This window comes from Flavobacterium sp. LM5, from assembly GCF_002017945.1.
GTDB classification, from domain to species: domain Bacteria; phylum Bacteroidota; class Bacteroidia; order Flavobacteriales; family Flavobacteriaceae; genus Flavobacterium; species Flavobacterium succinicans.
Genome location: NZ_MUFX01000001.1, coordinates 944784 through 967334 on the forward strand (window position 1 = coordinate 944784; position 22551 = coordinate 967334).

Consider the following 22551-nt stretch of genomic DNA (forward strand, 5'->3'; position numbering starts at 1 on the left):
AGATATTAGTTTGTCTTAGTTTTGGTATTCGAGACCTAGGCTAGTTCTGGTTTGGTACCAAGGTCTTTCAAGTGCTTGAAGTGAGCAATTACAGCACTTGTCATTGTTTTGTATTCGTAATAAGGAAGGTTGCATTCTTTAGCCGTTTCCTTTACTATTTTAGCAATTTTACTATAGTGAATATGACTGATGTTTGGAAAAATATGATGCTCAATTTGGTGATTTAGTCCTCCAGTGTACCAGTTGATAAGCCAGTTTTTTGGCGCAAAATTGGTTGTAGTGAATAATTGGTGAATAGCCCAAGTATTTTCTATTTCTCCGTTTTCATTTGGTAGCGGATTGGTAGTTTCTTCTACTACGTGAGCCAATTGAAAGACAACACTCAAGATTAATCCTGCGGTGTAATGCATTACAAAAAAGCCAATCAATACTTTCCACCAAGTAATTCCAATGACCATTGGCAATACAATCCAAATGGATACATAAATCATTTTGGTAATGATTAAAGTGGTCCACAATATTTTAGGGCTTTTAGGTGTGCCATAGGATAATTTACGTTTCAAGTAACTTTTCATCTGTTTGAAATCGGTGGTAATGGCCCAATTGAACGTCAATAAACCGTACAAGAAAATAGAGTAGTAGTGCTGAAAACGGTGGAATTTTTGCCATTTGGCTTCTTTCGTAAAACGAATAATTCTTCCTGCATCTAAGTCTTCGTCGTGTCCAGGAATATTCGTGTAAGTGTGGTGTAAAACATTGTGTTGCACTTGCCAGTTGTATACATTTCCAGCTAGGATGTAGATCGAGCCTCCCATGAATTTATTGACCCAATTTTTGGTGGAATACGATCCATGATTTCCGTCGTGCATTACATTCATTCCAACACCTGCCATTCCAATCCCGATAACGATGGTTAGCAATAGATAGGCCCAAAATGGTAAATCAAGAGTTAGAATTATGAAATAGGGAGCCAAAAAAACAGTAAACAAAATAATTGTTTTTAAATGTAGTTTCCAGTTACCCGTTTTTTGAAGGTTGTTTTCCTTAAAGTAGTTGTTAACCCGAGAGTTGAGTGTTCTAAAGAATTTTAAATTATCTTGTTTAGAAAAAGTGGGCGCAGTAGTGTTCATAACGATTTTTATCTAGGGGCAAATGTAAGTATTATAAATTTTCGATTATACATTATAGACTTAAAAATTTCCGCGCTAAAATAAGTACTTTTGTTAAAAATTTTACCATGGACGAGATTCTAAAGTATTTTCCTAATCTGACTGATTTGCAAAAAGAACAGTTTGCCAAATTGGATGTTTTATATCATGATTGGAACGAAAAAATAAACGTTATTTCTAGAAAAGATATTGATGCATTGTACACCAAACATGTTTTGCATTCGCTAGGAATTGCTAAAATAAATAAATTCGAGCCCGGAACTTTTGTTTTGGATGTGGGCACTGGTGGCGGTTTTCCCGGAATACCTTTGGCTATTTTGTTTCCAGAGACTCGTTTTTATTTGATTGATGTGATTGCCAAAAAAATAAAAGTAGTCAAAGCGGTGGCGGAAGCTTTGGAATTGAAAAATGTAAAAGCAGAACAAATACGTGCCGAAAATGTAAAAGGAGATTTTGATTTTATTGTAAGCCGTGCCGTGACCAATATGCCCGATTTTGTATCTTGGGTAAAAACTAAAATCAAAAAGCAACACAAGCACCAATTAAAGAATGGTATTTTGTATTTAAAAGGAGGTGACTTGACCGAGGAATTGAAAGATTTTCCGAAAGCCACGGAATACAATTTAGCTGATATTTTTGAAGATGAATTTTTCGAAACCAAAAAAGTAGTGCATTTACCCTTGAAGTTTGTGGTATAAATCGATCAACTTTGAGAAATGGATAAACTAAGTTGTAATTTGGTTTTTTACAAATTTTAATGACGAATATTCTTATTCTATTTCAGATTTGGTCTTGTTTTGTTTTCTTTTTGAATACTTTTGCTAATAATTTAGTAGGTGTATTTTAAATCAAAATTTGTATGTTGACAAAGAGAAAAATTGTTGTTTTTGTAGTTTTGTTTGTATTTTCTATGAGTTCGAATGCTCAAAAAATCAATGACAAAATTTTAGGTTCTGTAGGTAAAGCGGTTAAAGGTTTTAGTTTTAGTAATGAAGAAGCAGTTGCTTTAGCGAAAGCTGCGGTTGATCAGATGGATAAGGAAAATCCGGTGGCTGACGCTAAAGATAAATATGATATTCGTTTAAGAAAAATTTTCGGAAAGCATGCCACAGAAAATGGACTTAAGCTAAACTTCAAAGTTTATAAGCTAAAAGAAGTCAATGCTTTTGCCTGCGCAGATGGAAGTGTTCGTGTGTACCAAGGTTTGATGGATGCAATGGATGATAACGAGGTTTTGGCTGTGATTGGTCACGAAATTGGCCATGTTGCTAATAATGATTCTCAAGATGCTGTGAAAGCCGCCTACAAGAAAGAGGCTTTTATGGATGCGATTGCTTCCCAATCCGATAAAATTGCGGCCTTAACTAGTAGTGATTTAGGGAAATTGGGAAATGTCATTATTGATAGTAAACATTCAAGAATGCAAGAGTCAGAGGCCGATATGTATTCTTATGATTTTATGAAGAGAAACGGTTACAATGTAAATGCGGTAGAATCTGCATTTTCAATTTTGGCAAAATTAAGTGAAGGTGTTGATGCTTCTTTTTTAACCAGAATCACCAGCTCACATCCAGACGCTAAAGAAAGAGCAGAGAATGCTAAAATACGAGCAGAAAAAGACGGTTTGTACAAGCCTTATGTTAAGAAGTCTGAGGCATCAAAAACAAAGACAGTAGTAAAAAAGAAGAAATAATAGCGGTAGAATTAGGAGCGTTCTCTGGTATTCAAATGGTTTTTTTGCACCAAGACCTTCAATTACGTACTTTTTCGAAAAATGGGTTTGGTATAGTTTTAACCTTTTATTCGTAAAAAAATATAAAACCCACATGAACTCAAACAACTTGAATTCTTGTGGGTTTTATTATTGATTTTTTAAATAAGCTAGCCAATTTTCTTTATAACTATTTCCAATTGGTATTTCTGCTGCATTTATTTCCACTTCGTTTTTTGAGTAAGCCGTTAGTTTTTTGGTTTGAATAATATAAGAACGATGGATTCGGACAAAATTTGAATCCAGTACTTTTTCGAAAGTAGAGATATTCTGCTTAAGATGGTGCGATTTTCCGTTTTCGAGGTGAATGGTAATGTAATCTTTTAGACTTTCGATATAAAAAATTTCGTCCAAAATAATTTTGATATTCCTGTTCCCTGATGATACAAAAATGTGATTTTCAAGAACTTCTTTTTTTTCTTTTTTTTGAGTTTGTAACTGTCTGAATTTTTCTATTGAAACAAAAAATCGATCAAAAGTGATGGGTTTCAAGAGGTAATCAATCACATTGAGTTCGTAGCCTTCTAACGCATATTCTCTGTAAGCCGTTGTGAAAATTACTTTAGGGGGATTCTTTAGTTTTTTTAGAAAATCGTTTCCTTTGAGTAACGGCATTTCAACATCCAAAAACATCAAATCTATCGTATTTGATTCTAAAAAAGCATAGGCTTTCAAGGCATTTTCAAAAGAAGTAACCACTTCGAAACTTTCGAAATGAGCTAAATGTGACTCAATTAATTCTCTAGCCAAAGGTTCGTCGTCAACGATAATGCATTTGTATTTCATACAATAGAGGAATAAGTAGTTTCTAAATTTCTAAAAATCTAATTTAGTTGTTTTGCATTGTCTTTTGTGATTTTTTTTAAAACTTCTTTTCCGTTTTTGTTTTCAGGGTTTAACTCAATAGATTTTTTATACATTTTGATGGCCTCTTCTTTTTGATCAATTTTCAATAAAGCTTCACCATAACTGTCATACGTATTTGCATTTGTTGGGTTTAACAGCATGTTTAACTTAAAAACTTCTGCTGCTTTTTGGTTTTCATTTTTGCCTAACAATTCATACCCCCAAGTATTCAAATCATCATCAGAATTATTGAAAGTCAAATCCTCAGCTTTTTCTTCATTGCAAGCCGTTATCGAATATTGTAACGCACGTTCTTGAATTTCAGCTTTTTGATTAGAAGTTCTTGCATACAATTTTGCTATCGTAGTTATTATCAAAGGCGGATTACCCATCCAAATGCCATGACCACAACCATGTGCTATAATACCTGTAACATTCGCGTTGTTGGCGACATAGTTTCTATGGCATTCTTTCCAACGTTCTATTTCTTCGGTTGTTTTTAAGAAAGGAATTCCGTTCACAAAATCAACAACCGGAATATTTTGAGGAATTGATACTTTGCTCATTATTTTCACAGTTTCAAGAATAGTCGAGGCCATGTAATAAGTCCCTTTATTATTTTTCTTCCATTGCGGAATCAATTTGTCTTGTGTAGCGACTACTTTTTCGATATAACCGTCTTCATAATAATTATGATTCACGTCAATTAAAACAACACCTTTAACTAATTTAGGATGTCTTGAAGCATAAAGTTCAGAAAGATAACCTCCATAAGAATGTGAAACCAGCATGATTTCTTTATCATAACCAAGTTTTTTTAAACCAATTTCTAAATCTTCAATACTGCTTATAATTCCGTGTTTTGAATCGTCCTTTTGTAATGTGTCGATTGTACTTTTGCCAAAACCGGCACGATCATACGTAATTAAAGTAGCATTTGTAATCTTTGAAGTCTGATCTAAAATCGAGTTCCAAACTGAGCCATCGTTTCCTCCTCCGGCATCAAATAATATTGGTATTCCTTCCCCTTTGATAATTTTAAAATGAATTTTATGATTGCCAACATCGACCAAAGTGTCAATGACTTTAGATTGGCTTTTCGCCGAAATAAAACTGAAGAAGACAATAGTACTAATTAAGAAGTAGTTTTTCATGTAATAATTTTGAGGAGTGATTTTTAAGAAATTCTAAGCTGTAAGAGAAAGTTTAACGGTATAATTGGCCAGCGTCTCGTCGATCTCTAATTGATGTTTTTTTGGATATAATAAATCGAGTTGTTTTCTAACATTCTCTAAACCAATTTTAGATTTATCCGAAATTCTTTCAAAGCCATTCTGAGGTTTTGTGTTTTCAATAGTAAAAATGATTTTTTCTTTTTTACTTTCTAAATGTAATCGGATTGTAGCTTTTTCAGTTTCGTTAATTACACCATGTTTAAAGGCGTTTTCTGTAAAAGTCAATATAATCAAAGGCGAAATTTTATTGTTTTCCTTGATCTCTTTGGTAAATAAAACATCTAATCGGTTTTCGTTGTAGCGTAATTTTTCTAAGGCAATATAATTTTCAATTAAGGCAATTTCTTTTTCAATAGCAACAAAATCCTCGTTGCAACGGTATAAAACAAAGTCCAGAATTTCAGATAATTTCGCAATTACTTCAGGTGCTTTCTCATCTTTTTTAAGCGTTAAAGTGTAGAGATTATTTAGGGTGTTGAAAAGAAAATGAGGGTTCAATTGGTTTTTTAAAACCTTCAATTCCATTGATTTTTTCTCTTCTTCAAGTTTTAAAAGACGTTGTTGTTTTCTGTTGAAGCTAATAAAACCTAAAATTATAATAGGATAGGTGATAAAAGAAAATTCTCTAAAAATTAATTTGAAAGAAGTCAGCCTTTCCGGAATAGTCATTTTATGTCCTAGCCAATCATCAAAAAAGCCAGGAAATTTAGGTTCAAGATAATAATATTTTAAAGTCATTAATAGAGCAAAGACGAAATACAGCCAACCCAAAGCAGAAACGACAAAAAGCAGGTATTTCTTTTTATTCAGTGTTTGCGGAATAATCCAATAAATCAAGCCGTAGCCGGCTGTTGCTTGTGTCAGAATTTTAAATGTATATACAAAAATAAAATCGTAATAAGTGGTATCGTCAGATTTTCCAGATACATATAATAATAAAAAAGAAATCCAATATACACAATGCATTATGACTCTTTTCAGGTCCTTGTTTTTTAATAAATTCATAAGGTATCTTAATTGGAAGCAAGATAATAAAATATTGAAGTTGGACTAATTCACTAAGATAAATAATGCGTTTTTGCTTCTAAAAAAGGTCTTTTCGCACACGAATATAGTTTTTGTTTTATTTTGATTATTTGAATGTAAAAACATGCTTTTTGAATGCTCATAATTTTAGCGATTTATTCTAGTTCTATATTCGCTAAAACTATAAAGCATGATAAAACTCATTCTGTGCTTCCTGTTATTTGTAATAACTGAGCTGAAAAGAAATTTATTTTAAAAATGGATACTAAACTAAAACTTCATGAAATTACTAATTAAAACTGTATTTGGAATTCTAATTTTACTAAATTATTCAAATTCATTTTCGCAAGAAATTAAACACAATCCTTCTTCAAAATCGATAAAGCCAACATTATTTGCTGATTTAGACGAAACGTGCCAAACGCCAGACGGAATGGCGTTGGACAAAAAAGGAAATTTATATCTGTCGGTTACCAATCCAACAACTTTTGAAAAGTTTGGAAGTAAAATTCTAACTTTCGATAAAAACGATAAACCGATCACTTGGTTCGATAAATTGCCGTTGCATCCAGAAACCAAAAGAGTACATCCAATGGGAATGGAGTTTGGTCCTGATGGAAATTTATATGTGATAGACAATCAGTGTTTTGCAAGGAAATCGGATATTTCAAGATTAATTAGGGTTATTGTGAAAGATGGAAAGCCAATTGAGTCAGAAGTTTTAGTCGAAGGATTTAATTTTTCTGATGGACTTCGTTGGTTTAAAAACCGAATTTATATTACAGATGCATCCTTTAAAAATAGTACGGAAAGTGGTATTTATAGTTTTTCATTAGAAGAATTAAATAAAAATAAGATTGTTTTAGATGTTTCAAATAAACAAAAAAATCTAATTAGCACTTTTAGATTGAAGCCTGAAACCGAGAAACATTCACTTGGAATTGACGGAATCGCATTTGATAAAAAAGGCAATTTATATGCAGGAAGTTTCGGAGATGGTGTAATTACTAAAATTGATTTTTTTAAAAATGGAAAAGTAAAATCGAAGAAAGTTGTTTTTGATTCAGATAAATTAAAATGCTGTGACGGTTTTTTTTATGACAAGGAAAGGAATGCTATTTTCATCGCCAATTATGATAACAACAGTGTGCATCAACTGGATTTAAATACTAACACAATCACTACAATTTGGGAAAACGGTAACAATGATGGTGCCGACGGACAATTGGATAATCCTTGTGAGACGATTATTTATAAAGGAAAATTATTGGTGGTAAACTATGATACATTTAAAGGTCCAAAAAACACAGAAATAGATAATTTTCATACAATTTCTAGTTTTAAGTTGGAAAAATAAAATGGCAAACTCGCACGCTACGATTTCTCCTTTATCGCAATTTACAAAATTGGAGAGCATGACAAAAACAAACCCCACAAGACCTCAAAATAATTTGAATTCTTGTGGGGTTTTAAATCTTAAATCACAAATCGTTAATCCAAAATCTGCAATCTTTTACATCTTTATTCTCCTAAAAATGGATATCTGTAATCTGTTGGAGTAACAAACGTTTCTTTGATAGTTCTTGGAGAAACCCAACGTAATAAGTTCAAGGCAGAACCCGCTTTGTCGTTAGTTCCTGAAGCTCTTGCACCACCAAACGGTTGCATACCTACTACAGCGCCTGTTGGTTTGTCATTGATGTAGAAATTACCAGCTGCATTTTGTAGAGCTACAGTTGCTTCTTCGATGGCGTAACGATCTTGGCTGAAGATGGCTCCTGTTAATGCATACTCAGAAGTAGTGTCTACTAATTTTAAGGTTTCTGCCCAATTCGCATCTTCGTAAACATAGATTGTGATTACTGGACCGAATAATTCAGTTTCCAAAGTTGTGTACTTAGGATTGCTGGTTACGATAATGGTAGGTTCTATAAAATACCCAACTGACTTGTCATAGTTACCACCAACAATGATTTCGGCATCGTTATCTTTCTTAGCTTGGTCGATATAGCTAGCTAATTTATCAAATGATCCTTCGTGAATTACAGCGGTAATGAAGTTTCCAAAATCTTCTGGAGAACCCATTTTCATTGATTTGGTATCGGTAATCAATTGCTCTTTCAAGGCTGGCCACATACTTTGAGGTACATAAGCTCTTGATGCAGCAGAACATTTTTGTCCTTGAAATTCGAAAGCGCCACGAACAATTCCTGTCGCTACTTGTTTTACGTTAGCACTTGGATGCGCTACCACGAAATCTTTACCACCAGTTTCTCCTACAATTCTTGGGTAGGTTTTGTAATGGTGAATGTTCGTTCCGATTTTAGACCAGATATCTTTAAATACATGTGTTGAACCTGTAAAGTGGATTCCAGCGAAATCACGACTAGCCAAAACCGTGTCGGTAATCATTAAAGCATCTCCAAAAACCACATTGATTACACCATCAGGAACTCCTGCTTCTTTGAATACATCGATGATGATTTTTGCAGAGAATACTTGGCTGTCGCTTGGTTTCCAGATCACTACGTTACCCATCATTGCAGCACTTGCTGGAAGATTGGCAGCGATAGCAGTAAAATTGAATGGAGTGATCGCGTATACGAATCCTTCTAACGGACGGTATTCCAATCGGTTCCACATGTCAGAAGTGGAGGCTGGTTGATCAGCATAGATTTGAGTCATAAACTCTACGTTAAAACGTAAAAAGTCAATTAACTCACAAGATGCATCAATTTCAGCTTGGTGAATATTTTTAGATTGCGCAATCATAGTTGCAGCATTAATTCTAGCTCTGTATGGTCCAGCAATCAACTCGGCAGCTTTTAAGAAAATAGCAGCACGTTGTTCCCATGCCATGTTTGCCCATGCTGTTCTGGCTTCTAGCGCGTTAGCAATAGCTTTTTCAACATGTGTTTTTTCGGCTAAATGATACGTTCCTACTACGTGTTGGTGATCGTGTGGAGCGGTCATAGTTCTGGTGTTACCCGTTTTTATTTCTTCACTACCAATATATAAAGGAACGTCAATTTTTGAATTCCACATTTCTTTGTAGGCCGCAAGTACTGCTGCTTTTTCAGGTGAGTTTGGGGCGTAACCTTTTACAGGTTCGTTAACTGCTTTTGGTACGTTAAAAAATCCTTTTAGCATGGTTTTTATTTTAGATGATTGTAAATACTAATTAATATTATTGGGTTTTTCCAAAATTTGAGGTAAAAGTACAAAGTAAAAATGAAATTTTCATTCTAGAGTACAGAATAAAAGTCAAATTAATTCAAGGCAAAAGGAGCGCACAATCTAAAATTAGGCACAAATACTTTGAAATTTTTAGTGGTAGTAAAATTTATCATGTTGAAATACCCTTTCATGGCGCCATAAGGAGAGGATAATAAACAACCAGAACTATACGTGTGTTGCTCTCCAGGTTTCAAGACGGGTTTTTTCCCGATTACACCTTCTCCGTCTACCATTTCGTTGTCATTGAGTGAGTCATAGATTTCCCAGTGACGCGAGGTCAGTTGAACGGAATCTTTACTATGATTTTCAATAGTTATCTGGTAACTAAAGGCAAAGTGAATTTTATAGTTTTTGAAGTATGTCCCTTCAAAACTAGTCAAAACCGAAATTTTTATGCCTCGTGTTATTTGTGAAACCATAGGGTGTGAATAGTTACTAGTGGTACAAAATTACAAAAAAATGTATTGGAATTCTTTTTTTTAACTTAATTGGTTGCGCCTACAGATGTTAGTGCGACAAATCCTATGACGCGATCATATCGCTGTGTGTTTTCTCTATAATAAACGATCACTTCGTATTCATTTTCGGTTTGAAAAAAGTTGCCGTCGATGCTGTTTTCTAAATCTATTTTTCCTTTGGCATCGGCCACTACATATTGATAATTGGTAAAGCCTTGTTTGATTAATAATGCTTTTTCGAATACTTTTTTCTTTTCATTGTATTCCATTTTATTTTCGGGAGCAATTGCGTAATTATTGAACATACCATTGATGTAAATACCTTTGTCAATTTGAAAAGCTGGAGCCGATAAACTAAAATAAACCCAAGCGTAATCAGCTTCTATTTTTGGATTGGTGGCATTAAGGTTGCGCACTACAAAATTTCCGTTTACATCTTGCGTAAAACTATAAGGGAAATTGGCTCGGGCATCGTCCGTAAATAAGAAACTGTTGTAAATCCCACCATTAGAACTAATTTTAGCTACATTATTGGCAGCATTTCTAATTTCTTTATTATCAAAAAAACGGAATTCATTGCCTGCCCAAAACTGAGTTTCGGAATCGTACTTGTAAATCAATTCATTGCCAATGGTGTATTGTGGGACAATGTTTTTGATGCCTGTGTTGAATTGACGGTTTTGTAGCAACAAAACTTTGACATTTTGCAACGGATTTTGAAAGGTAAGGCTCTTGGACGTTATGGTGAAATCTAGATTTTGTTTGCTTTCAATGGTATTTAGATTTCGGCCTCTTTTGATTTGTAATCTTACACTGGCGAGATCTTCGTAGATAATAAATTTTCTAGAAAAAACAACTTCTCTATCGTCGTTCAATATTTTAATAATATAATTCCCGCTTAAGGTTAATTGGGTAAACTGATTGGGTATACTGAGTTGGTAATGTGAATAGAGTTGAAGGCAGTTGAAGGAATTGGAATAGTTGATGATTCTTTGATTATCAAGCCCTTTGAGGTATTCTTGTTTGGGTATGTCTGAGGGTACCCAATTATAATCGCAATGCATAATTTCATAATAATAATCGGCTTCATTCCCAAATAAATCATCAAAGTTGAGCTCAAAAGATTCTCCTAATTTAAAGACCGGGATTACATTTTGGCCATTGTCCATAAAGGAAATGGTCTTAATGTTGTATGGTGGGATTATTTCTTGGAGTGCTTGAGCGTCCGCCAACGAACAAAATAAAAAAAGAAGTATAACAGCAATTTTTCTCATTTCAATTTTATAAATGATTTTCTAGTAAAGATAAGTATTTATTGAAATGTTTTTTAGGTTAAAATAAAATCTAAATTTTCTTCAAGTTCTGGACTGATGTGCTGTTCATCAAGCAATGCATCCGAAAGCAGTTTTTTGTTTTCCTGCAAACGAATGATTTTTTCCTCCACCGTATTTTTAGTGATGAATCGAACTACATTCACTTTATTAAGCTGTCCAATACGATGGGCACGACCAATACCTTGCTTCTCGGCAAAAGGATTCCACCAAGGGTCCAAAAACAAAACATAAGACGCTTTGGTAATATTGAGTCCCACGCCACCTGCTTTTAAGGAAATGAAAAACAATTTTGAGCGCTCTTGCTCTTGGAATTTCTGAACTTGATAGGCGCGCTCTTTTTGAGGCGTAGCACCTGTGAGTTCACAAAAATCAATCTTGTTTTCGATGCTCCATTTTTTATAAAATTCCAGATTCGATACAAACGAACTGAATACTATCGTTTTTTGATTGGACTGTACCAAGGTTTCCAAATAACGCGTCACTGCTATATATTTTCCAGAATCCATTTCAGAGTTGGCATCGACCATTTTTGGGTGATTGCTCAATTGTCTCAAACGCATCAATGTGTTGATAATGTTGATTTTGTCAATGCCTGAACCATCGGTTTTTAAAAGTGCGTTTCTCGCTTTCGACTTTTCTTCTTCGTATAATTTCTCTTGTTCCGGTTCCATTTCGCAATAGAAAACTTGTTCAGAGAGTTCAGGTAAGTCTTTTAAAACTTGCTCTTTGGTGCGTCTTAAAATAAAAGGATTGACTAAGGTTTTGAGTTCTGCGAGACTGTTTTCGTCTTGTTTTTTCTCAATCGGAAATTTGTAATGCTCGGTAAAAAAAGCATAACTCCCCAAAATATTCGGATTGATAAATTGCATTTGCGACCACAAATCGTCGAGTGAATTTTCAATAGGCGTTCCGCTCAACGAGATTTTATGAGTGGTTTGCAGTTGATTAATGGCTTTAAAGATTTTCGAATTTTTGTTTTTGATGTATTGGCTTTCATCCAAAATCAAATAGCGAAATTCGTATTTTTCTAAAATCGAAAGGTCTCTCGCTACCACCGCATAACTGGTAAAAATCAAGTCGTACTTTGCTAATTTTTTAGACAATAGTTTTCGGTCTTGTCCTATATACTGAATTCTTCGAAAGTGAGGCGTAAATTTTCTAGCTTCGTTATACCAGTTGAACACCAAAGAGGAGGGAAGCACAATCAAGGCTTTTAGGTATTCTTTGGCTACGGGGATTTCGTTGCCAAACAAATCTAGTTGTATGTTTTCGGCTTTTTCAAATTCTAGTTTTTCTTGTACGGCAACCAGCGTGGATAAGGTTTGCAATGTTTTTCCCAAACCCATATCATCGGCTAAGCAAGCGCCTAAACCGTTGTTGTAATGTTCCAAAAGCCATTGTACGCCCTCTATTTGATACGGTCGCAACGTGGCTTTAACCAAAGGCGAAGGTTGGTATTGAACAGATTCCTTAACGTGTAAGGATTGTTTCAACTGTGGGATATCTTCAAAAACTGCAAAATTACTTTTGAGAACAGCGATACTTCCATTTTTGATTTTGGCTAATCTTGCCATCGCACTGTAGCGCGTCATCCATTCTGATGGAATCAAAAAGTAATTTCCGTTGGGTAAGGCAAACAAGCGATTTCTATTTTTTATATTCGCAATTAACTCGCTGAAGTTAAACTCAAAATCATCACAAACCACCGTCATTTTGATGTCAAACCAGTCGTTTTGAACGGTGTTGGAGAATGCAATCGTTACGGTATTACTGTCGATTTTCTTCCCGTCTATTTTTAAATTTTCTAATGAAAAACCTAAGGATTCCAGTTTTTCTTTATTTTCGATTGCCCATTGAATGGTTCCGAAAGCGTCTTGATTTGCTGTATTTTGGTTCAACCAAAACAAATTATTCTCGTTTTTACTTAGTCCCAAATCCAATAACGCCTCGTTATAGGTAAGTTCGGCATCCGTTCGTTTGAATTGCATTAATTGGATGTTGTTCAAATCCTTTAAGTCAATTTCTGAATGGGTATTTTTGGGTTTAGTAGCATCAAATACAAAGCCATCATAATCAAATAAAAGCCCAATAAAATAGCTGTTTTTGAAAAAATCATGCACTAGCTGTAACGTACAATGGTGTATGGTTTCGCGAGTAATGACTTCAAATCCTGTAGCCGTAATGTCTACTTTTTTGGCAATGTCTTTGATGAATTTTTCAAAATAATCAGGCACTAATTTCGAGGGAATTTCCACTACTTTTTTGGTTAAAAAAGGGGTGATTTTTTTCGAATTAATGTCTTGTAGTTGATACAATTTATGATACGCAACCAACCATCCCGGTTCATCCAAGAGTAAGTTGACCTTGGTGTTGGAGGGATAAAATGAGGTAGTCTCGTCTTTTAGTAAAAGGGTGTACGAAATTCCGTTGTTGTGTTTGTCAAAATGCAGTTCGGTTTCCAAAGCTGGATTTTGAGTAGTAATTTGGCTGATGCGAAAATCTTTTTCTTTTCCCAAGTTTAATGAGAGCGGGAAATCGTTCTCTTTTACTAAAGCATAAAATTGCGCTAAGCTTATTTTTATAAACTGTTCAATGCCGAATTTTAGTTTCTCGTCTTTAAGTAAATCTTCAATATTTTTGGCTGATTTGCTTTTGGTTCGGTATTTCTTAAACAGCGCTTCAGGTTGGAGTACTTCACAAAGCGACACTGTTTTTTGTGTAGCAGTATTTAAGTTCTCAAGCGTTATCCCCATACTTTGAAGGACTTCAGGACTGGCTTTTTTTTCTAAATAGGTAATGGTATCCGTATGCCCAACTACATACGAAGTAGGGATATAGTAATTGAGTCTCGCTTCGAAACTAACATCAAAGCAAAACTGGAAATTTTTTTCGGGTTCCAAATACAATTATTTATAAGATTGTTTTTGATTTTGGTTTGTTGTAAATACAAATTAACAACTAAATAGCTAGAAAATATTTGTTGAATCTGTGTCTAAAAATTTAACCGCAAATGGCGCAAAGTTTTACGCAAGCACTCAAAGGTTTTTTTAATGCTGTCAAAACTTTTTTAAATCTGTGTAATCTGTGTAATCTGTGTAATCTGTGTCAAATTTTTTATTTAAAACAAACTGGGATAATTTCACCTTTGGCCAAACAATATTTTTCTACCAATTCAGGTGCAATTTTTCGGGTATAATCTTCTTCGATTACCGTAAAACCAATGCTTCTTAATTTGTCAAAATAATCACGGCCGTAAATACGCACGTGGTCGTATTGTCCAAATATTTTCGCGCGTTCTTTTTGGTCGGTAATTGAGTCATCGGCAAACGTCACTTCACGATTTAAGTCCTGCGGAATTTGTAAAATAGCCATTCCGCCAGGTTTCAACACGCGGTACAATTCCTGCATCGCTTTGGTATCGTCTGGAATGTGCTCCAAAACGTGATTGCACAAAATCACATCGTATTGATTGTCTTCAAAAGGCAAATTACAAATGTCTGCTTTTACATCTGCCAATGGCGAAAACAAATCGGTAGTGGTGTAGTCCAAGTTTTTTTGTTTTCGAAACAATTTGTAAAAAGCTTGTTCAGGAGCAAAATGCAAAACTTTTAATGCTGAATTTGTTTCAGCATCTCTCAATTTAATTCTTTTGGTGTTTGTATCTAAAGAATCTGAATCAAGTTTAGATTGAAAAAAATCCGTTTGTTCGTTGAGGTACAACCACAATAAGCGGTGTCTTTCTAGCGAAAGTGTACTTGGAGAAAGCACGTTGTTACGTTGCGTTTCGTATCCGTATGGCAACATCGATTTAAAGCTTTTGCCATCAATTGGGTCCGTAAATTTGTCACCTTTTAAGGTAAAAGCAATGATTGGTCGCGCCACATAACTCAAACGAATTAATAATGGACGCGGAATGGTATTGAGTACGGTTTTGAAAAGTCTTTTCATAGTTGTTACACGGAGATTCACAAAGAAACGCAGAGATTCGCAAAGTTTTAAAAATCTCTAGCGGTATTTATGAATCGTTTTATATTATTTTTTAAAATCTTTGAATTATAATTGATTAGCAATCCCAGTGGATATTGTCCTAATTTTAAGTAGGTTAGAATCTGAGCAAAATGAACTGATGTAAAACTTTCTACAGTTTTTAATTCCACGACTAATTTGTCTTCGATTAATAAATCAATTCTATATCCATGATCAATTTTTATTTCTTTATAGATAATTGGTAACATTACCTCTTTTTCAACTTTAAAACCTGCTTTTTTTATTTCATAAAATAAACATTGTTGGTAAGCAGACTCTAAAAGGCCGGGGCCTAATTGTCTATGAACTTCAATAGCAAGCCCTATTATTTTATAAGAAAGTGATTCTAAATCAGGTGAAATTTTAGATGGCTCTTCTTGCATTTTATTACCAGATTTGGATAGAAATTTTGTGTATCTCTGCGATTTCTTTGTGGATCTTCGTGAAATTTCTATCTATACCACCAAAGGCACCTTTCTAAATTCCTCTTCTTCGTCGCTTTCAATGCCTAATGCTTTGTAAATGTATTTGAAAGTCGATAAAATTTCAGGTTTTCCGTCAATGATGGCCACATCGTGTTCAAAGTGAGCACTTGGTTTTCCATCGGCAGTAGTGATGGTCCAGCCGTCTTTGTGTTGTTTGATGTTTTTGGTCCCCATATTAATCATCGGTTCGATGGCTACCACCATTCCTTCAACAAAAAGTTTACCGCGACCTCTTTTGCCGTAGTTTGGCATTTCGGGGTCTTCGTGCATTTTCTGTCCTAAACCGTGACCTACCAATTCACGAACCACACCATAACCGTGGGCTTCAGTATATTTCTGAATCGCATTTCCTACGTCTTCCACGCGATTTCCTAATTTGAACTCGCGAATTCCAACATACAACGATTCCTTCGTAACCTGTAATAATTTTTTCGTTTCAGGTGCCACTTCGCCAATCTCAAAAGAGTAGGCGTGGTCACCGTGAAATCCGTTTTTGAAAGCCCCGCAATCCACTGAAATCACATCCCCGCTTTCTAGCGGTTTGTTGTTCGGGATACCGTGTACGACCTGAGAGTTTGGGCTCATACACAATGAATTCGGAAAACCGTACAATCCCAAGAAACTCGGTACTGCACCGTGGTCGCGAATAAATGCTTCGGCCAATTTGTCTAAATATAAAGTAGTCACTCCTTCTTTAATTTCGGAGGCAATCATTCCTAAAGTTTTGGAAACAATCAAAGCACTTTCGCGCATCAATTCAATTTCTTCTCTTGATTTTACAATAATCATAGCAGCTAAATTTTCAGTGGGCAAAAGTACGACTTTTAAAATAATTGATTCGTTTAAAAGTTTAATCGTTTAAAAGTTTAAAAGTTTAATTGATGTAAATATTACTTTAGTCTTTGCGTTCCCTTACGTAACCCCTTGCGTCCTTTTCGGTTAAGTAAAATCTTATATGCCCTTCAATTCCTTATATGGTTTAAAAAGAAACCCACAATTTTAACCAAAACTTCTATGACTTATATCTTTTAAACCCCAAAAAATCAATCAGGATTCGCCATAATCTTAAACAACTCCGAATTCGAAATCAAAAAACGATTCTCTAAAGCAATCGAAGCCAGTTGAGCTGAAACCAAATTGTTCTCACGCGTATTAATCAAGAACAACGAACTTTCTCCAAACGAGAACAATCGTTCTTCAGATTGCAGCATCGTTTGATTATTTTTAACCAAGCCCTCAATCAAACTACGTTGTTTGGTAAGCGAAGTGATTTCTGTTTTTTGAGCCGTAATTTTGTTGGTCAATTGTACTCTTTCTAAACTAAGTGCAAACTCAATTTCTTGAACCTTGTATTGCGCCAATTTTAATCCGCCGCGCTCTTTTCTCAAAAACAACGGAAAGGCAAAATTCACTCCAATCTTGTAATCATTAAATTGGTAATTATCGATATAACTGGGTTCAGATAGATATGAATAGCTCAAATCGATTTTCGGTAACAAGGCATTCGCTTTGAGTTTACGGTCTACATTGAGCATATCTATTTTTCGTTCCAACGCATTTATTTTTGGATGGTTTGTTATCGAAAAATCTTGATTTTGTAAATCATTTGTGCGCAAGGTTTCCTGAATCGTAGTAGCTAATTTATTTTCTGGAATCAACGCATCCGAAAGTTCTAGCGGAATACTATTGTCCAACCACAAATAGTTGGAAAGCTCCAATTTGGCTTTGGCTAATTTCAATTCAGAATCCTCCAAACTTAGCGTTCTGTTTTTTACAATAATTCCTGCTTCGGTACTATCAATAGCGGGTTTATCTCCTTGTTGAATTAAGGTCTCAACACCTTTGAAACGAATTTGAGCATTTTTTTGATAGACTTTGTATAATTGAACCTCATCATAGTTTCTTTTCCAATTGAAATACGCTACCGAAGCGTCATACAAAACCGCAATGGCTTCAAGTTTTCTTTCGGCTTGGCTCAATTGCACTTGCATTTTGGCCTTGCGAACATCTGCCATTCGTTGGTTAATCAATAGACCTTGACCCAACGGCACACTAATCCCAAACGAAGTCAAGCCTTGATTTGGAACCGTGTTTTGAGGGTTTAAGTAAATCCCTTCGTTGTTGTCAAAACCCGCTTTAACTTCTATGCCATACCAAGTCGGAATTTTAAAACTACTATTCAAAATAGAATAATACTCTTTATCCTTGAACTGCTTTTTGTCAAAATCAACCTCTATTTTTGGGTCGAATCCACCTCTGGACATCATCAAATTTGCTTGAGCACGGGTGATTTCTAAATCGGCATTTTTTACTAAAGGATGGTATTTTTTTACATAACCCAGAAATTCATTATAGCTGAATTCATTGCTGGAATTGGCCACAGGGACGGTGTTTTGAGCCTGAAGCAAAGTAGCATATAGTAAGAAAACAAGTAAGCACTGTTTCATTATTTTTTTGCATTAATAGGTTTGTCATTTTTTTTAGTTTTGTAATAATCTGGAGGGAATCCGTTGAGGGTTCTCCAAATTTCGAACCATACTGGAACCGTATTTAGTAACGCAATGGTTTCGGCGCCAGAGCCAACTCGTAATTGGCTGGGCCAATCGGCTTCGTTTGGGTCAGGGGCGATCAATACCCTGAATTTTCCGTTGTCGCTAATAAAATTTTCTATGGCTACAATTTGTCCTCCAAAAGTTCCATAAGACATGTCAGGCCATCCAGAAAAGACTATGGTTGGCCATCCATCAAACCAAACTCTAATTTTTTCTCCTTTTCTGATCAAAGGCAAGTCAACAGGGCTAACATATGTTTCGACCGCAATATCATATTTGGCAGGCATAATGGTGGCAATGGGCGTGCCTTCTTTGATGGTTTCTCCAATACCGGCTTGCAGCGCGCGGTTAATATAGCCGCTTTGTACTGCTCGAATATAATACATGCCGTTGCGGATGCTATAATTGGCGTATTGATTTTCTAGTTTGTTTACTTGCGCTTCGGTATCAAATTGATTGCTTAACGCGGTAAATTGGTCGCTTTGTGCTTTGGATACTTTTTCGCCATACTCTGCGGTAATTCTTCCGATCTCTACTTTGGTATTGATGAAATCATTTTTACTGGTTAAGAGTTTATTTTCTTGGGTGATGATTTTGGCTTCAACTTCTTGTTGTTTAAGTCTTTTTTCCTCTACATCGGTTAGGGCTTTGAGTCCTTCTTTGTTTAATTGTAAGGCACGATTGTATTGTGTATTGGCAATTTTTAACTGCGTTTTTACGGCCTCCAAATCAATAGAATCACTTTTTATTTTGAAAATCGCTTGTTTGATTTTGTTTTGTGCTTGTTCTAATTTTAGTCTTTTTTCGTTTTCAATATTTAGAATTTGAGCATCCAAAGTGGTTACTTTCGAGCCGTACGATTGTAAGGCTTGTTTCTTAGCATTGACTTGTTTTTGGGTGTTGGCTACTAAGTTGGGATCCATGTAATCTTCTTTGATTTCGGATATGAACATGATAGTATCTCCTTTTTCAACAAAATCGCCTTCTTGTACGTACCATTTTTCGATACGTCCAGAAATAACACTTTGTATAGATTGTGGACGTTGGTTGGGTTTTAATGTAGTTACGGCTCCTGATCCAGAAATGTTCTGGGTCCAAGGTAAAAACAACGCAATGATAGCCAGTATTGAAAAAGTCCAGATAATTCGGTTCAATATTTTGTAATGCGGCCTTGCGCTTAAATCTCTAACGGTTTTGTAGCGCTGTAATAATTCGGAGCTGGTTTTATTGCCTTCTGAAATATTTAACATGTTCTTTTATTTTTTTATATCTGAAATGATTTGTCCTTTTTCCATGGTGATGTACCTGTTGCATTTAGTTTTCCAATGCGGATTTTTTGAAGAAACCACGATCGTCCAATGGTGTTTTTCTGAGGTAATAAAATCAATGATCTCATTGGCTGTGGCCTCGTCCATATCATCTGTTGGGTCTTCGTAAAACAAAATTTTAGGTTTGCTAACAATACTTCGTGCTAAAAGAATTTTTTGTGCATTTGAGGAAGAAAGTTGCTGTCCTTCTGGGAAAATCAACGTATCAAGACCTTTTGGCATTGATTTGATGTATTGTGCAAGTTGCACTCCTTCTAAGGCCCATTTTATATCCTCGTCAGTGCAATTAGGATTATTGAAAATGATATTCTCTAATATAGTTCCTTCGAAAGGAGTTTCAGTATGAATGATGCCCCCAATTTGAGAGCGGTATTGTTTTAAGTTGATTTTTCTGAAAGTATCATCATTGATGTATAATGCACCTTGGGAGGGTTGCAACAATCCAGACAAAATTCTAATTAATGTTGTTTTTCCGGATCCGTTTTTCCCATCTACAAATACGCGTTCTCCTTGATCTATTTTTAGGTCGATGTCCTTTAAAATTGTACTAACGGTTCCAGGGAATTTTACACTAACCCCTTCTGTAGCCAAGTTGATAGAATGATAGCATTTATTGGCTTCATATTTAGTGTCTTCTTCCATGGCTAAATCAGTAACTAATCCAATTTTCTCAACGGCTGTTAACACATCATATACGGTTTCTAAACCTAATATAATTTTTTCAACGGAATTGATTACTAATAGAATGATGATTTCGGCAGCCACAAATTGACCAATATTCATTTCTTGAGAAATAACCAAAAAACCACCAATAGAGAGTAAACTTGCGGTAATGATAACTTTAAAGAAAATTAAATGACTAAATTGTCTTTTTAGTACACTAAAAAGAGATTCTCTATAGTTGAGATATTCTGTAGCAAACTTGTCATTTTTTTGTAACGCAAAATCATAATTCAACTCTTTTCTAAAGCTGTAATTATTACGTGCCATTTCTTGTAGCCAGCCAGCTACTTTATATTTGTATTTAGAGACTTTTAAACTATTGTCTAATCCAATAAAATAGGAATATTTAAAAATTAAATACAATAAAATGATAAGCAAAACCCCCAACATAATGAAGTAAGGATGATAAAACGAAAGCAATAGGATACCAAATAAAATTTGAAGCAAAGCAGCCGAAAAATCAATCAATAATTTTGAAGTTCCTTTTTGAATGGTCATGGTATCAAAAAAGCGATTGGCTAATTCTGGTGGGTAGGTATCGTTTAATTCTTCAAATTTAATTCTTGGGATACGCGCTGCAAATTCAAAAGAAGAACGAACAAATATTTTTTGTTGTAAGTTTTCGGTAATTCGGAGTTGCATTAAAGAGAGAATACCTACCAATGCCACACCGATTACTACCACCACCACCAAGACGATCCAAGACACGGTTACACGTCCAGATTGTATAAAATTGATGATAGCTTGTATGCCTAATGGAAGAGATAAACTTACTAATCCTGCAAAAATGGAGTAAAAGAAAATTTGATAAACGTCTTTTTTGTCTAACAGTAATAATTTATAATAGCGTTGTAGTGGTGTCATTAGTTGTGTTTTAAAAGACTTGTAATTAAGTGAATATAAAAATCAGCTGGGCTTATTTGGGCGTTACAATTGGTAATTGTTTTAAGATGATTCATCAAAAAATGTTGATGGCTTGAACCCTCAAAAAGCGAAGAAGCCAAACTTTTTGCAAATGGATATTTTGGGTCAACCTCTTCAATCATCTGAATTACTCGATTGATTAACCGTTTGTAAATCAAAAAAAAGCCTTCTTTGTTTTCTTCGTCTACCTCTTTAGTGTGAATCGATTTAGTGAATTCTTGAATAATAATCTGATTCAAGATATATTCGTTAATGTGTGTTGTAGAGGTGTCATCTTCTACTTTTTCAGTGATTACCTGTATCGCTTTGACGAGTTTATCCATTGGATTGATAATGTTGTTGGTCGCAAATACCAAACGGTATTCCACCCAGCTCCAATACCAAGATGATAAATATACCAATAATTTATGCTTGTTTTCGAAATAGCGGTAAATAGAGCTTTCATTCGATCCTATTAGTTCCCCTAGTTTTTTAAAAGTAAATTCTTCAAAACCAATTTCGTGTATCAATAAAATGCTATGTTGAATGATTTTTTTTCCTAAAACGGATGTCTCAGGATCTTTAACATATACTTTATGATTGATTTGAATTTTTATATTGTTTAAAATGCTGTCCATTTTTTTAATTTACTATCAGTATTTAGTATTGTACTTTTGTTTTATTTGGGGCTATTTATAGTAAGAGAATAATTTTATGAAAGTGGGTTGGTTAATGCGTAGCTAACACTTTCAATAAACCTTAGTTCATTCTGTATTAGAAAAAAGGAGAGAATTAAAAGTTAATTCTAAATCCAAAATTCATGTTTTCTTGAAGATTCATAGGCACTCGAATTGGATTGTCTTTGAGGTCCAGTTCTTGTAAATGTTGTAAGCCTTTGAGTTCTTTAGGAATTTCTTTGAAGCGATTTTGGTTCAAATACAACTGCGCTAAATTTTTTAGTAAAGCAATTTGACTGGGTAATTGGTCCAAATTATTGTTTTCTAAATGCAACATCGTTAAATTGGGTAATTTGGCTAAAGCTTCAATAGATTGCGGTAAATTCAAGTAGTCGTACTCATTAAGATAGACCTCTTCTAAGCTTTTTATGGTACTAATTTCTTCTGGCACTTTTTTAAAATCGTTACCACTCAATTCCAGTACTTTGAGTTTTTTTAAGCTAAGGACTCCTTTTGGTAAAGTTTTTAACTGATTGTTGTTTAAGTTAAGATATTCAAGATTTTTAAATTTTATCCAAACAGGAGAATCTACATTTATTTTTTGATTACTCAAGTTCAAGCGGTATACTTTTTCAGGCTCTTTAATGGCTTTTTCCCAGCTGGTATACACTTTTTTTTGCTGAAGTGAATCCTTCGTTTGTCCCCAACTCAGTTGTAAACCAACAGCTAACAGGATAATGATTTTTACAAATAGTTTCATAGTGATCGTTTTATTGTGAGT

At 34.6% G+C, this 22551-nt stretch carries 19 protein-coding genes; 3 read left to right on the top strand and 16 right to left on the bottom strand.

Features of this window, described 5'->3' with window-relative positions; all coding sequences use genetic code 11:
* Positions 1-35: 35 nt before the first annotated feature.
* Positions 36-1130, bottom strand: coding sequence for an acyl-CoA desaturase (locus BXU11_RS03970; protein ID WP_024981405.1), 1095 nt, complete (start codon positions 1128-1130; stop codon positions 36-38).
* Positions 1131-1237: 107 nt separating this feature from the next.
* Between BXU11_RS03970 and rsmG the strand changes: the two genes are divergently transcribed.
* Together rsmG and BXU11_RS03980 are read left to right on the top strand one after the other, a co-directional pair.
* Positions 1238-1867 (top strand): 16S rRNA (guanine(527)-N(7))-methyltransferase RsmG, encoded by a 630-nt coding sequence (gene rsmG, locus BXU11_RS03975; RefSeq protein WP_024981406.1) that lies wholly within the window; start codon positions 1238-1240, stop codon positions 1865-1867.
* Between the two features lie 161 nt (positions 1868-2028).
* Positions 2029-2862 carry a M48 family metalloprotease gene (locus BXU11_RS03980; protein ID WP_078211090.1) on the top strand — a complete coding sequence of 278 codons (834 nt, stop codon included), beginning with the start codon at positions 2029-2031 and terminating at the stop codon, positions 2860-2862.
* A gap of 168 nt (positions 2863-3030) precedes the next feature.
* Here BXU11_RS03980 and BXU11_RS03985 read toward each other — a convergent pair whose 3' ends face one another.
* From BXU11_RS03985 to BXU11_RS03995, 3 genes are read right to left on the bottom strand one after another with little or no spacing between them, the layout of a single operon-like run.
* Complete coding sequence (locus BXU11_RS03985; protein ID WP_078211091.1) at positions 3031-3726, bottom strand: LytTR family DNA-binding domain-containing protein; 696 nt, start codon at positions 3724-3726, stop codon at positions 3031-3033.
* Positions 3727-3764: 38 nt separating this feature from the next.
* Positions 3765-4940 carry an alpha/beta fold hydrolase gene (locus BXU11_RS03990; RefSeq protein WP_078211092.1) on the bottom strand — a complete coding sequence of 392 codons (1176 nt, stop codon included), beginning with the start codon at positions 4938-4940 and terminating at the stop codon, positions 3765-3767.
* 33 nt (positions 4941-4973) lie between these two features.
* Positions 4974-5987, bottom strand: coding sequence for a sensor histidine kinase (locus BXU11_RS03995; RefSeq protein WP_024981410.1), 1014 nt, complete (start codon positions 5985-5987; stop codon positions 4974-4976).
* A gap of 340 nt (positions 5988-6327) precedes the next feature.
* Between BXU11_RS03995 and BXU11_RS04000 the strand changes: the two genes are divergently transcribed.
* Entirely contained in the window at positions 6328-7404 is a 1077-nt protein-coding gene (locus tag BXU11_RS04000) for a hypothetical protein (RefSeq protein ID WP_078211094.1), read from the top strand.
* 164 nt (positions 7405-7568) lie between these two features.
* On the opposite strand, the gene pruA is transcribed toward BXU11_RS04000, so the two are convergent.
* The 12 genes from pruA to BXU11_RS04060 all read right to left on the bottom strand — a co-directional run bounded on the left by pruA (position 7569) and on the right by BXU11_RS04060 (position 22530).
* Positions 7569-9197 (bottom strand): L-glutamate gamma-semialdehyde dehydrogenase, encoded by a 1629-nt coding sequence (pruA, locus tag BXU11_RS04005; RefSeq protein WP_078211095.1) that lies wholly within the window; start codon positions 9195-9197, stop codon positions 7569-7571.
* A 119-nt stretch (positions 9198-9316) separates the two neighbouring features.
* Entirely contained in the window at positions 9317-9703 is a 387-nt protein-coding gene (gene apaG / locus BXU11_RS04010; RefSeq protein ID WP_024981413.1) for a Co2+/Mg2+ efflux protein ApaG, read from the bottom strand.
* A gap of 65 nt (positions 9704-9768) precedes the next feature.
* Positions 9769-11016, bottom strand: a complete 1248-nt coding sequence (locus BXU11_RS04015) for a DUF5103 domain-containing protein (protein WP_078211096.1) — start codon at positions 11014-11016, stop codon at positions 9769-9771.
* Positions 11017-11069: 53 nt separating this feature from the next.
* Positions 11070-13976, bottom strand: coding sequence for a DEAD/DEAH box helicase (locus BXU11_RS04020; protein ID WP_078212061.1), 2907 nt, complete (start codon positions 13974-13976; stop codon positions 11070-11072).
* 214 nt (positions 13977-14190) lie between these two features.
* A complete protein-coding gene (locus BXU11_RS04025) occupies positions 14191-15024 on the bottom strand; it encodes a class I SAM-dependent methyltransferase (protein WP_078211097.1) in 834 nt (277 codons plus the stop codon).
* A gap of 47 nt (positions 15025-15071) precedes the next feature.
* Entirely contained in the window at positions 15072-15485 is a 414-nt protein-coding gene (locus BXU11_RS04030; RefSeq protein ID WP_051536657.1) for a GxxExxY protein, read from the bottom strand.
* A gap of 72 nt (positions 15486-15557) precedes the next feature.
* Entirely contained in the window at positions 15558-16376 is an 819-nt protein-coding gene (gene map / locus BXU11_RS04035) for a type I methionyl aminopeptidase (RefSeq protein ID WP_078211098.1), read from the bottom strand.
* Positions 16377-16630: 254 nt separating this feature from the next.
* Complete coding sequence (locus BXU11_RS04040; RefSeq protein WP_078211099.1) at positions 16631-18034, bottom strand: TolC family protein; 1404 nt, start codon at positions 18032-18034, stop codon at positions 16631-16633.
* Positions 18034-19389 (bottom strand): HlyD family secretion protein, encoded by a 1356-nt coding sequence (locus tag BXU11_RS04045; RefSeq protein ID WP_024981421.1) that lies wholly within the window; start codon positions 19387-19389, stop codon positions 18034-18036. Before BXU11_RS04045 ends, BXU11_RS04040 begins: the two co-directional genes overlap by 1 nt.
* A 6-nt stretch (positions 19390-19395) precedes the next feature.
* Complete coding sequence (locus BXU11_RS04050) at positions 19396-21054, bottom strand: peptidase domain-containing ABC transporter (protein ID WP_078211100.1); 1659 nt, start codon at positions 21052-21054, stop codon at positions 19396-19398.
* Entirely contained in the window at positions 21054-21731 is a 678-nt protein-coding gene (locus tag BXU11_RS04055; protein ID WP_078211101.1) for a TetR/AcrR family transcriptional regulator, read from the bottom strand. The genes BXU11_RS04050 and BXU11_RS04055 overlap by 1 nt, the downstream gene beginning before the upstream one ends.
* A gap of 154 nt (positions 21732-21885) precedes the next feature.
* Positions 21886-22530, bottom strand: a complete 645-nt coding sequence (locus BXU11_RS04060; RefSeq protein ID WP_078211102.1) for a leucine-rich repeat domain-containing protein — start codon at positions 22528-22530, stop codon at positions 21886-21888.
* Between the last annotated feature and the right edge of the window lie 21 nt (positions 22531-22551).